We start from the raw sequence: 12,065 nt of genomic DNA, 5'->3' as shown, positions 1-12,065 counted from the left end.
TGGACCTCAGAAGCCGAAGTCCTGGGTCCACCAGGGGCCGCCGGCCCCGAGGTGGACACCCACGCCGAGCGTCTTGTAGTCGCAGTTGAGAATGTTTGCTCGGTGGCCTTCGCTGTTCATCCAGGCCTCCATCACGGCCTCGGCGTCGGCCTGGCCGCGGGCGATGTTCTCCCCGCCGAGTCCGGAGACACCGGCCGCGGCGGCACGGTCCCACGGGGACTTCCCGTCCGGGTCCGTGTGGTCGAAGAACCCGCGGGCCGCCATGTCGTCGCTGAAGTTCTGGGCGAGCGAGGTCAGCGAGGAACTGGTCGTGACCGGGCTGCAGCCGACCTTGGCGCGCTCCTGGTTGACCAGGGCGAGCACGGCGGCCTGGGTCGAGGCGGGCGCGGCCGGCGCGGTGGACTTGCGGGCGGCCGGGGCAGAGGCCGAGGCCTTGGTGGAGGCCGGGCTCGACGTCTTCACCGGGGCCGAGGAGCTCTTCGTGGCCTCCGCCGTCGGTGCCTTGGCGGAGGCGGACGGCTTCGTCCGCTCCTTCGCGGGGCTCTTCGACGGCGCGGAGGTCTTCGACGGGGACGCCGACGCGGAAGGGGAACCGGTCTTGGGGGAGTGCGACTTCGTGGGCGCCTTCGCGCGCTCGGTACCCCGGCTGGCCTGGGCCGACGCGGATGCGCGGTCGGGCGGCGGGGTGGTGGAACCGCCCTGCGTCAGCAGGTCCGGGGCCGCCTCCGAGCGCACCTGGTCGGCGGCCGGACCGCCGCCCACGTTGTAGTTGTCGCCGCCGGGCAGCAGACCGGAGGCGACGGCGACGGCGCCGACGGCCATGGCGGCGGAGACGCCGAGCAGTCCCGTGCGTACCGGTATGCGCGACCGCTTCCTGCGGCGCGAACCCTGGTCCCGGCCGTCGGTCCCCTCCGCGTACGGTTCAGCGGCGGGAGCTGCGGCGGAGCGTCGATGGCGTCCCATCTGCTGTGCCCTTCTGACGATCTGGACGCCGTTGTCGGCGCACCTTTGCTCACCCGATCGAGTGAAGCTATTGCGAGGGGACTGTACGCCATCGCGAATCGGCGAGAAGTGCTCAGAGAGCAATTGGCCGGTTAGCGTTCGGGCATGAACGAAGATGTGCGACTCACCGCTTGGGTACGCGGCCGAGTACAGCAAGTAGGGTTCCGCTGGTTCACCAGGGCAAACGCTTTGGAGATCGGTGGTCTCACCGGATTCGCCCTCAATCTCGACGACGGCCGGGTGCAGGTCGTGGCCGAGGGGCGGCGTGACAATTGCCACCGTCTGCTGGATTGGCTGCGTTCGGACGACACACCCGGCCGCGTTGACGGCGTCACTGAGATCTGGGACACGCCGCGAGGCGGATATGAGGGATTCGCGATCCGCTGATCCGGCTCCCGGGCGGGGTGGAAACACAGCCCGTGTTCGGAATGTGTTCGAGGCGCGGCGCGGGGTGACGGCGAGGGGTGCGGTCATGCCTACACATGAAATGACCTGCGGAGGGACCCGGTGGTTGCCAAGATTCGGTTGCCATGCCAGGCTGCGGCAGTAAGGATGATCTCCGTGCCCCTGAGGGCCCCGCTGGAGAGTCGCGCCGCATGATCGTCAAGCCGCGCGCCCCCGGGACGCCCGCCTCTACAGGGTGTGATCGTGTTGACCGTCAAACTTTTTGGTGAGACGCTGAAAACCCCGCGCACCTTAGCTGTTCGGCAGAGCTGTTTGGCAGCAGAACAGCAGTGAACACAGAGCACTGCCGAGCACCGCGGGTGCGATTCCCTCACGACCCACACCGCATCGGTCGGTCACTCAGTGTGGAGGACCATCCATCATGGCAAAGGCGCTTCTCGGTTACGTCGGCGGTTCCGACCCGCGACTCCTCGCCGAGATGCGACGGCTTCAGCAGCGCGTCCAGGATCTTGAGTCCGAGCTCGTACGGATTCAGGACGAGAACGACGCGCTCAACGCCGCCGCCCAGCACCAAGAGTCGCTGCTCGACAGCATCGACATCGACGTACCTCAGGCGGAGCCGGCGCTGACCTGACCGATGGCCCCATGGGGCCGGTCGGGCTGCACGCGTCAGCCGCACGGGATCATCGCCGGATCGTCACCGGATCATTGAAGATCAATTCACTCTTGGTCTGCTTCTCCATCTGCCTTGTCACTGATCCGGCACGCGCGCCTTCATGGAGGCCGCGGATCCGCAGACACAGCACCGCACACGTTTTGTCGGCATGCCACAAGATTTGCAGGGGACGCTTCGGCGTCCCTTCTTTCTTTTCCCCTCCGGCCTGCGCAGGTCCCGCCCCGGACATGCACCCCTTCCCTTACCGTCTGATGTGCCCTGCACCTTCATCAGCGAAACCGAGAGCGAAAGGTAGAGTCCGGCGGCGTGCACCTCAAGGCCCTGACCCTGCGTGGTTTCAAATCGTTCGCCTCCGCCACGACCCTGCGGTTCGAACCCGGGATCACCTGCGTGGTCGGTCCCAATGGATCGGGCAAGTCCAATGTGGTGGACGCGCTCTCCTGGGTCATGGGGGAGCAGGGCGCCAAATCCCTGCGCGGCGGCAAGATGGAGGACGTCATCTTCGCCGGTACGACCGGGCGTCCGCCGCTCGGCCGGGCGGAGGTGTCGCTGACCATCGACAATTCCGACGGTGCACTGCCCATCGAGTACGCCGAAGTGACGATCACTCGGATCATGTTCCGCAACGGCGGCAGCGAATACCAGATCAATGGTGACACCTGCCGGCTGCTGGACATCCAGGAACTCCTCTCGGACTCCGGTATCGGCCGGGAGATGCACGTCATCGTCGGCCAGGGCCAGCTGGATTCCGTGCTCCACGCGGACCCGATGGGGCGCCGCGCCTTCATCGAGGAGGCCGCGGGCGTCCTCAAGCACCGCAAGCGCAAGGAGAAGGCGCTGCGGAAGCTGGACGCGATGGGGGCCAATCTGGCCCGGGTGCAGGACCTCACCGACGAACTGCGGCGGCAGCTGAAACCGCTCGGCCGGCAGGCGGCCGTGGCCCGCCGCGCCGCTGTCATCCAGGCCGACCTGCGTGACGCCCGGCTGCGGCTCCTGGCCGACGACCTGGTCCGGCTGCACACCGCGCTGCGCGGCGAGATCGCGGACGAGGCGGCCCTGAAGCAGCGCCGCGAGGCGGCCGAGACGGAACTGAAGGCGGCCCTGGCCCGCGAGGCCGAACTGGAGGACGAGGTACGACGGCTGACCCCGAGGCTCCAGCGGGCCCAGCAGACCTGGTACGAGCTGTCGCAGCTGGCCGAACGGGTGCGCGGCACCATCTCGCTGGCCGACGCCCGGGTGAAGAGCGCCACCGCGCCCGCCGAGGAGGAGCGGCGCGGGCGCGACCCCGAGGACATGGAGCGCGAGGCGGCCCGGATCCGCGAGCAGGAGGCGGAGCTGACCGCCGCGCTGGAGGCGGCGGAGCACGCACTGGAGGACACCGCGTCCCACCGGTCCGAACTGGAGCGGGAGTTGGTGGCCGAGGAGCGCCGGCTCAAGGACGCGGCCCGGGCCCTGGCGGACCGCCGCGAAGGGCTCGCCCGGCTGAACGGCCAGGTCAACGCGGCCCGCAGCCGGGCCGGTTCGGCGCAGTCGGAGATCGACCGGCTGGCCGCATCGCGCGACGAGGCCCAGGAGCGGGCGGTCGCGGCCCAGGAGGAGTACGAGCAGCTGAAGGCCGAGGTCGACGGCCTGGACGCCGACGACACGGAGCTCGGCGAGCGGCACGAGGCCGCACGGCGCGAGCTGAAGGAGGCGGAGGGGGCGCTGTCCGCGGCCCGGGAGGACGCCACCACCGCCGAACGCGAGCGCGCGGCGGTCGCGGCCCGTCATGACGCACTGGCCCTCGGGCTGCGCCGGAAGGACGGGACCGGGGCGCTGCTCGGCGCCCGGGACCAGCTCGCGGGCCTGCTCGGGCCGGCCGCCGAACTGCTCACGGTGGCCCCGGGTCACGAGATCGCGGTGGCGGCCGCACTGGGTGCGGCGGCGGACGCGGTGGCGGTGACGGACCCGGCCACGGCCGCCGAGGCGATCCGGCTGCTGCGCAAGCAGGACGCGGGACGAGCGGCGCTGCTCCTCGGCGGCCGGCGCGGGGGCGCCGGCCCCGCGGGGCCGGATGCGCGGGGCCACGTACCCGGGCAGGGCCCGGAGGCACAGCCCGCGCCAGGGGCCGGTGTCGCACACCTGCCCGGACAGAGCACGGAGCCCGCGCACGACGGCACGGGCCCGGAGCCGGCCGTATCCCTCGCGGGTCAGCGGCCCGCCGGGACCGGAGCAGGAACCGGCCCCGCCGGGACCGGGGCCGAGAGCGCCGGGCACCCGGCAGCCCTGGCGCTCGCCGGCGGCCGGAGGGTGCCCGCCGTCGCCGATCTCGTCAGCGGTCCCGTCGAACTGATGGCCGCCGTCCGCAGGCTGGTCCGGGACATGGTGGTCGTCGGGACACTGGAGGACGCCGAGGACCTGGTCGCCGCCCACCCGGAGCTGACCGCCGTCACCGGCGAGGGCGACGTCCTGTCGGCGCACTTCGCGCACGGGGGTTCCGCGGGGGCGCCCAGCCTCCTCGAAGTCCAGGCGTCCGTGGACGAGGCGGCGGCCGAACTGGCCGACCTGGCCGTGCGGTGCACGGAGCTGGCCGGCACCCAGCGGCTCGCGGCGGAGCGGCGCGGGAGCTGCGCCGCGCTCGTCGAGGAGCTGGGGGAGCGCCGCCGGGCCGCCGAGCGGGAGAAGTCCGGGGTGGCCCAGCAGCTCGGCCGGCTGGCCGGGCAGGCCCGCGGCGCCGCGGGCGAGGCCGAGCGGATGGCCGCGTCCGCCGCCCGCGCCCAGGAGGCGCTGGAGCGCGCGACCCAGGAGGCCGAGGAGCTGGCCGAGCGGCTGCTGGTGGCCGAGGAGGCGTCGGAGGACGGCGCGGACGAGGAACCGGACACCGCCGTGCGCGACCGGCTCGCCGCCGACGGGGCCAACGCCCGCCAGACCGAGATGGAGGCCCGGCTCCAGGTCCGTACCCACGAGGAACGCGTCAAGGCGCTCGCCGGCCGCGCCGACTCCCTCGACCGGGGCGCCCGCGCCGAGCGCGAGGCCCGCGCCCGTGTCGAGCAGCGCCGCGCCCGGCTGCGTCACGAGGCCGCGGTGGCCTCGGCCGTCGCGTCCGGCGCCCGTCAGCTGCTGGCCCACGTCGAGGTGTCCGTCGTACGGGCACAGGAGGAGCGGGCCGCGGCCGAGGCGTCGAAGGCCGAGCGCGAGCGGGAGCTGGCGGCCGAGCGCCACCGGGGCCGGGAACTCAAGGGCGAGCTCGACAAGCTGACGGACTCGGTCCACCGGGGCGAGGTGCTCGGTGCCGAGAAGCGGCTGCGCATAGAGCAGCTGGAGGCGAAGGCGCTGGAGGAGCTCGGCGTGGAGCCGGCCGGGCTGGCCGCGGAGTACGGACCCGACCAGCTCGTGCCGCCGTCGCCCGCGGCGGAGGGCGAGGAGCTGCCGGAGGATCCGGAGCATCCGCGCAACCAGCCGAAGCCGTTCGTCCGGGCCGAGCAGGAGAAGCGGCTGAAGTCGGCCGAACGGGCGTATCAGCAACTCGGGAAGGTGAATCCGCTCGCTCTTGAGGAGTTCTCCGCGCTGGAGGAGCGGCACAAGTTCCTCTCCGAACAGCTGGAGGACCTGAAGAAGACCCGGGCCGATCTGATGCAGGTCATCAAGGAGGTCGACGAGCGGGTCGAGCAGGTCTTCACCGAGGCGTACCGGGACACGGCGCGGGAGTTCGAGGGCGTCTTCTCGCGCCTCTTCCCGGGCGGCGAGGGACGGCTGATCCTGACCGATCCGGACAACATGCTGGCGACCGGCGTCGACGTCGAGGCCAGGCCGCCGGGCAAGAAGGTCAAGCGGCTCTCCCTGCTGTCGGGCGGCGAAAGGTCGCTCACGGCCGTGGCGTTGCTGGTGTCGATCTTCAAGGCCAGGCCGAGTCCGTTCTATGTGATGGACGAGGTCGAGGCGGCTCTCGACGACACCAATCTGCAGCGGCTGATCCGGATCATGGAGGAGCTCCAGGAGAGCTCGCAGCTCATCGTGATCACGCACCAGAAGCGGACGATGGAGGTCGCCGACGCGCTCTACGGCGTCTCGATGCAGGGCGACGGAGTCTCCAAGGTCATCAGTCAGCGGCTGCGCTGAGCCTTTACCCAATCTTCAAAGCTTCAACGCACCTTTTGGGTGTTCCTGGGTAGATGTCAGACCGGACCCCGAGATTGACTTCATAACTTGAACGCATAGTCTCTGCAACGTCGTTTTTACCTTCAAGTGGTGGCAGAGATGAAGTTGTGCGCCACTGAGAAGAGCTCGCCCCCCACGCCTGACGTTGCGGCCAGGCCCGAGGAGTTCACGTGACCAGCACATCGCAGGGACCAGAGTCCGGAGCCCGAGGGGCCCACCCGGACCATCTCGGCCATGTCATCTTCATCACCGCTGCAGCCGCGATGGGTGGCTTCCTCTTCGGCTACGACAGCTCCGTCATCAACGGTGCCGTCGAAGCCATCCGCGACCGGTACGACATCGGCTCCGGAACCCTCGCCCAGGTCATCGCCATCGCCCTGATCGGCTGTGCGATCGGCGCCGCCACGGCCGGCCGGATCGCCGACCGCATCGGCCGCATCCGCTGCATGCAGATCTCCTCGGTCCTCTTCACCGTCAGCGCCGTGGGCTCCGCGCTCCCGTTCGCGCTCTGGGACCTGGCGATGTGGCGCATCATCGGCGGCTTCGCCATCGGCATGGCCTCGGTGATCGGCCCGGCCTACATCGCCGAGGTCTCCCCGCCCGCCTACCGGGGCCGTCTCGGCTCCTTCCAGCAGGCGGCGATCGTCATCGGCATCGCCATCTCCCAGCTGGTCAACTACGGCATCCTGCAGATCGCCGACGGCGACCAGCGCGGCAAGATCGGCGGGCTCGAGGCCTGGCAGTGGATGCTCGGTGTGATGGTCCTGCCCGCGATCCTGTACGGGCTCCTCTCGTTCGCGATCCCCGAGTCGCCGCGGTTCCTGATCTCGGTCGGCAAGAAGGACCGGGCCCGGAAGATCCTCGAAGAGGTCGAGGGCAAGGGCGTCGACCTCGACGCCCGGGTCACCGAGATCGAGACCGCGATGCACCGCGAGCACAAGTCGACCTTCAAGGACCTGCTCGGCAGCCGCTTCGGCTTCCTGCCCATCGTCTGGGTCGGTATCGGCCTGTCGGTCTTCCAGCAGCTCGTCGGCATCAACGTGGCGTTCTACTACTCGGCGACGCTCTGGCAGTCCGTCGGCATCGACCCGACCGACTCGTTCTTCTACTCGTTCACGACCTCGATCATCAACATCATCGGTACGGTCATCGCGATGGTCCTGGTCGACCGGGTGGGCCGCCGCCCGCTGGCCCTCGTCGGCTCCTGCGGTATGGCCGTCGCCCTCGCCTTCGAGGCATGGGCCTTCTCCGCCGACCTGGTCGACGGCAAGCTCCCCAACACCCAGGGCGTGGTCGCCCTCGTCGCGGCCCACGTCTTCGTGCTCTTCTTCGCCCTCTCGTGGGGCGTCGTGGTCTGGGTCTTCCTCGGCGAGATGTTCCCGAACCGGATCCGCGCCGCCGCACTCGGCGTCGCCGCGTCCGCGCAGTGGATCGCCAACTGGGCGATCACCGCGAGCTTCCCGAGCCTCGCCGACTGGAACCTGTCGGGCACGTACATCATCTACGCCTGCTTCGCCACGCTCTCGATCCCCTTCGTCATCAAGTTCGTGAAGGAGACCAAGGGCAAGGCGCTGGAGGAGATGGGCTGACCCCCGCTGCCCCGCTCTCCTCGACGTCGTACGGCCCCGGCCCGCATCCGCGAACCGGGGCCGTACGCGCGTCTCACCCCCCGGTCGCCCCGCAGAACAACCGCAGGCTGCGCCACCCCTCCTCGACCGGCATCCCGCCGCACAGCGGGTGCAGCACCAGGCTGTCCAGCTCCCCGGCGAGGCCCGCGCACGCCTCCGGGGTGACGATCCGGTAGACGCCCTCGTCCCGCAGTTCCGCCACCGTCGTCGCCGCCGAGCGGACGGCCGAGCGGATGTCCTTGGACTGCCAGGAGGCGTACGTACGCGCCTCGTGCAGGAAGTGCTCCCCGTGCTCCGCCCACGTCCGGTCCGGGTCCTCGGACACGTGCAGCAACGGCGTCTCGGCCGACGGCATCATGCAGAAGCCCTCCGTGCCGTGCACCGCGCGCTGCTCGTGGTAGTACGCCTCCAGCTCCGGCAGATGCGCGCTCGGGAACAGCGGCAGCCCCAGCCGGGCCGCCCGCCGCGCCGCCGCCCGTGAGCTGCCGCCCACCAGCATCAGCGGATGCGGCCGGGTGAACGGCCGGGGGGTGACCGTGACCGTCCGGCCGCGGAACTCGAACGGCTCCCCGGTCCACGCCTTCAGCAGCGTCTCCAGCAGTTCGTCCTGGAGCCGTCCGCGCCTGCCCCATTCGACGCCCGCCCGTTCGTACTCCTCCGGCCGGTAGCCGATCCCCGCGACCGTCACCAGCCGGCCCGCGCTCAGCAGATCGAGCACCGCGATGTCCTCGGCCAGCCGCAGCGGATCGTGCAGCGGCCCGATGACCGCGGAGACCGTGACCGCGATGCGGCGGGTGGCCCCGAAGACGGCCCCCGCGAAGGTGAAGGGGGACGGCAGCCAGGAGTTGGCGGCCCCGTGGTGCTCCTCGGTCTGCACGGTGTCGACGCCGTGCTCGTCCGCGTACGCGGCCATGTCCAGCGCCGCTCGGTAGCGGGCCGAGAGGGAGTCCGGCGTGGCTGCCGGATCGACGAGGTTGAACCGGACGACGGTGAAGGCCATGACGCTGTCCCCCTGGGTCCTGTCTGGCGGGCTGGGCGAGGCCGGACCTTAGCTGACGCAGCGTCAGAAGTGTAGGGATGCGGACCGCCGCCGTGCCCCGGGCCGCGGCAGCGCCGCGTACAGGCCGCCGGAGACCACGACCGTCGCGGCCCAGCCGAGCCCGTTGCGCCCGGTCCAGGTTGTGGCGAGCGGGCCGGTGAACCACTCCACGGCGGTGAACAGCAGCCCCACCACCAGACCCGTGGCCCACGCCGCCACGGCGCTCCACGCGAATCCGCCGCGGTACCAGTACGCACTGGTCGCGGTGGTGTCCATCAGTGCCGCCGGGTCGTAGTCGCGGCCCCGCAGCAGATCCACGGCGAAGACGCCGATCCACGCCGAGAACGTCACCGCGAGCAGATTGAGAAAGGAGATGAACGAATCGATGAAACTGTTCGCCACCAGCATCAGCAGTGATCCCAGGAAGAGGCTGATCGCGGCATTCACCCCGACGGCCCAGGTGCGCGGGACCGTGAATCCCAGGGTCTGCGCGGTGAATCCGGCCGAATACATCGACATCGCGTTGATCAGCACCATGCCGAGCACGGCGACGGCCAGATAAGGAACGGAGATCCAGTCGGGCAGCAGTTCGCCGATGAACGAGACCGGATCACGGGTGACGGCGAGCCCCGGCGTACCCACCGCCATCACGGCCCCCATCAGCACCATCGGCACGATCACCAGCCCCGCGCCGCCCACGGTCGCCGCCACCATCGCCCGGCCCGACGCGGTGCGCGGCAGATAGCGGGTGAAGTCCGGCCCCGTGGGTGCCCAGCTGATGCCGCCGGCCGCCAGGGTGCCGATCCCGGCGATCATCAGCGACGTCGGCCCGGCCGGCCGGTCCAGCACCGCCCGCCACGCCGTCGTCCCGGCCAGGTGCACCAGGACCAGGACGCTGAACCCCCCGAAGAGGTACGCCGACCAGGTGCAGCACAGCCGCAGGGCCCGGGCGCCCAGGCCCGACAGCAGGAAGCTGCCCGAGACGAAGGCGAACAGGGTCACCACGATCAGGGCCGAGGTGCTGCGCACCCCGAAGAGCAGGCCGAGCACGGCCAGCAGGGCGTACGACCCGGTGACCGCGTTCACCGTCTCCCACCCCCAGCGGGCCACCCAGATCAGCGCCCCGGGCGCCAGGTTGCCCCGCTGGCCGAACACGGCGCGGGACAGGGCCATGCCGGGGGCGCCGCCGTCGCGGCCCGCGACCGAGATCAGTCCGACCATCCCGAACGAGACGGCCGGTGCCACGGCCGCGACGACCAGCACCTGCCAGAAACCCAGCCGGTCGAAGACGACGAGTCCCGCGCCGATCGTCAGCAGCAGCACCGTCATGTTGGCCGCGACCCAGGTCGGAAAGAGGGACCGGACCCGGCCGGTGCGCTCGCTGTCGGGCACGGGCTCAAGCCCACGGGTCTCCACGGCCAGGATCGTACCTTTCCCGGCATACGGGGCGTAACGACCGGCGGAATTCGGAGGCGCCACCGACCCCCGACTGCCACACTGACCGGGCTCCGGGCGGTGGACGCCGACCGGACCGGACGCGGAGGACGCCGTGGAGATGACCCTCGCCCGTGTGGTGCAGACCTGCTACGGGTGCCCCTCCCAGTGGGACGCCTGGACGACCGACGGCCAGTACCTGTACCTGCGCTACCGGCACGGCAACGGCTCGGTCGAGCGCCAGGAGGGCCCGGACACCGACACCTGGCTCGACCACCCGGACCAGATCGTGACGGAATGGGACGACGACACCCTGCTCGGTGAGATCGAGCTCGACGACTTCCTCGCCCGGGCCGGGCTGCGGCTGGCCCCCGGGGCCGAGGTCGTCCGGGGCTGGGTGACCTGACGCCACCCGTCGGGCGCGCACGCAGCCCGCTGCGGCCCGCGCATTCGCCGATTGCCGTCGCACGTGACTGATACTGGGTGGGTTATGGAATTCGTCATCCTTGCTGTAGTCATCGCCCTGGTCGCGGTCGGCGTGATCAGCGGGCTCGTGGTCAGCAGCCGCAAGAAGAAGCAGCTGCCCCCGGCACCGTCGAGCACGCCGACCCTCACTCCTCCCGCCGAGCCCCATGTCGGCGAGGAGGCCGAGACGCCGCGCGACGCATCGCGCCGCACCATCGAGGAGGTCGGCCTTCCGCCCGCCGGGGAGGCCGCCGGGCAGGCCCCGGAGACCGTCGAGCCGGAGGCGCCCGCCGCCCCCGCGCTGGACGTCCCCGAGCCCACCGCCGGCCGTCTGGTCCGGCTGCGGGCCCGGCTCGCCCGCTCACAGAACTCCCTCGGCAAGGGGCTGCTCACGCTCCTGTCCCGGGACAACCTCGACGAGGACACCTGGGAGGAGATCGAGGACACCCTCCTCACCGCCGACGTCGGCGTCGCCCCCACCCAGGAGCTGGTGGAACGGCTCCGGGAGCGCGTCCGCGTCCTCGGCACCCGTACCCCCGAGGACCTCCGCGCGCTGCTGCGCGAGGAACTCCTCACCCTGCTCGGCACCGACTTCGACCGTGCGGTCAAGACCGAGAGCGGCGTCGACACCCCCGGCGTCGTGATGGTCGTCGGCGTCAACGGCACCGGCAAGACCACCACCACGGGCAAGCTGGCCCGGGTGCTCGTGGCCGACGGCCGCAGCGTCGTGCTCGGCGCGGCCGACACCTTCCGCGCCGCCGCCGCCGACCAGCTCCAGACCTGGGGCGAGCGCGTCGGTGCCCGCACCGTGCGCGGACCCGAGGGCGGCGACCCGGCGTCGATCGCCTTCGACGCCGTGAAGGAGGGCATCGCCGAGGGCGCCGACGTCGTCCTCATCGACACGGCGGGCCGGCTGCACACCAAGACCGGGCTGATGGACGAGCTCGGCAAGGTCAAGCGGGTCGTCGAGAAGCACGGACCGCTCGACGAGATCCTGCTCGTCCTCGACGCCACCACCGGGCAGAACGGCCTGGTGCAGGCCCGGGTGTTCGCCGAGGTCGTCGACATCACCGGCATCGTCCTCACCAAGCTCGACGGCACCGCCAAGGGCGGCATCGTCATCGCCGTCCAGCGCGAGCTGGGCGTACCGGTGAAGCTGATCGGGCTCGGCGAGGGGCCGGACGATCTGGCTCCGTTCGAGCCGGAGGCGTTCGTGGACGCCCTGATCGGGGACTGAACCCCCGCAGCCACGGCGAGGAGCCCGGACGCACCCACGGTG

Annotated in this window: 9 protein-coding genes; 6 read left to right on the top strand and 3 right to left on the bottom strand. The window is 71.1% G+C overall.

Annotated elements, in window-relative coordinates; genetic code table 11:
- Positions 1-6 precede the first annotated feature (6 nt).
- Positions 7-963 carry a CAP domain-containing protein gene (locus OG521_11040; GenBank protein WUW21293.1) on the bottom strand — a complete coding sequence of 319 codons (957 nt, stop codon included), beginning with the start codon at positions 961-963 and terminating at the stop codon, positions 7-9.
- A 144-nt stretch (positions 964-1,107) separates the two neighbouring features.
- On the opposite strand from OG521_11040, the gene OG521_11035 reads away from it, so the two are divergent.
- The 4 genes from OG521_11035 to OG521_11020 all read left to right on the top strand — a co-directional run bounded on the left by OG521_11035 (position 1,108) and on the right by OG521_11020 (position 7,809).
- Positions 1,108-1,389, top strand: a complete 282-nt coding sequence (locus tag OG521_11035; protein WUW21292.1) for an acylphosphatase — start codon at positions 1,108-1,110, stop codon at positions 1,387-1,389.
- Between the two features lie 439 nt (positions 1,390-1,828).
- On the top strand, positions 1,829-2,041 hold the full coding sequence (locus OG521_11030; protein WUW21291.1) for a hypothetical protein: 213 nt from the start codon (positions 1,829-1,831) through the stop codon (positions 2,039-2,041).
- Positions 2,042-2,389: 348 nt separating this feature from the next.
- Positions 2,390-6,181 (top strand): AAA family ATPase, encoded by a 3,792-nt coding sequence (locus tag OG521_11025; protein WUW21290.1) that lies wholly within the window; start codon positions 2,390-2,392, stop codon positions 6,179-6,181.
- Positions 6,182-6,390: 209 nt separating this feature from the next.
- Complete coding sequence (locus OG521_11020) at positions 6,391-7,809, top strand: sugar porter family MFS transporter (GenBank protein ID WUW21289.1); 1,419 nt, start codon at positions 6,391-6,393, stop codon at positions 7,807-7,809.
- 73 nt (positions 7,810-7,882) lie between these two features.
- On the opposite strand, the gene OG521_11015 is transcribed toward OG521_11020, so the two are convergent.
- Both OG521_11015 and OG521_11010 read right to left on the bottom strand, forming a co-directional pair.
- Complete coding sequence (locus tag OG521_11015) at positions 7,883-8,848, bottom strand: LLM class flavin-dependent oxidoreductase (GenBank protein ID WUW21288.1); 966 nt, start codon at positions 8,846-8,848, stop codon at positions 7,883-7,885.
- Positions 8,849-8,911: 63 nt separating this feature from the next.
- Entirely contained in the window at positions 8,912-10,303 is a 1,392-nt protein-coding gene (locus tag OG521_11010) for a cytosine permease (protein ID WUW21287.1), read from the bottom strand.
- A 139-nt stretch (positions 10,304-10,442) separates the two neighbouring features.
- On the opposite strand from OG521_11010, the gene OG521_11005 reads away from it, so the two are divergent.
- Entirely contained in the window at positions 10,443-10,727 is a 285-nt protein-coding gene (locus tag OG521_11005; GenBank protein ID WUW21286.1) for a hypothetical protein, read from the top strand.
- Between the two features lie 84 nt (positions 10,728-10,811).
- Positions 10,812-12,023 carry a signal recognition particle-docking protein FtsY gene (gene ftsY / locus OG521_11000; GenBank protein WUW21285.1) on the top strand — a complete coding sequence of 404 codons (1,212 nt, stop codon included), beginning with the start codon at positions 10,812-10,814 and terminating at the stop codon, positions 12,021-12,023.
- Positions 12,024-12,065: the final 42 nt, after the last annotated feature.

The sequence above is a fragment of the Streptomyces sp. NBC_01463 genome (assembly GCA_036227345.1).
Lineage (GTDB): Bacteria > Actinomycetota > Actinomycetes > Streptomycetales > Streptomycetaceae > Streptomyces.
This window is presented reverse-complemented; position numbering and strand designations above follow the sequence as displayed.

Bases quoted from the DNA above. Each gene is read 5' to 3' on its own strand.
- OG521_11015 (WUW21288.1), bottom strand. From the start codon at position 8,848: ATGGCCTTCACCGTCGTCCGGTTCAACCTCGTCGATCCGGCAGCCACG.
- OG521_11030 (WUW21291.1), top strand. From the start codon at position 1,829: ATGGCAAAGGCGCTTCTCGGTTACGTCGGCGGTTCCGACCCGCGACTC.
- OG521_11035 (WUW21292.1), top strand. From the start codon at position 1,108: ATGAACGAAGATGTGCGACTCACCGCTTGGGTACGCGGCCGAGTACAG.
- OG521_11040 (WUW21293.1), bottom strand. From the start codon at position 963: ATGGGACGCCATCGACGCTCCGCCGCAGCTCCCGCCGCTGAACCGTAC.
- OG521_11005 (WUW21286.1), top strand. From the start codon at position 10,443: ATGACCCTCGCCCGTGTGGTGCAGACCTGCTACGGGTGCCCCTCCCAG.
- ftsY (WUW21285.1), top strand. From the start codon at position 10,812: ATGGAATTCGTCATCCTTGCTGTAGTCATCGCCCTGGTCGCGGTCGGC.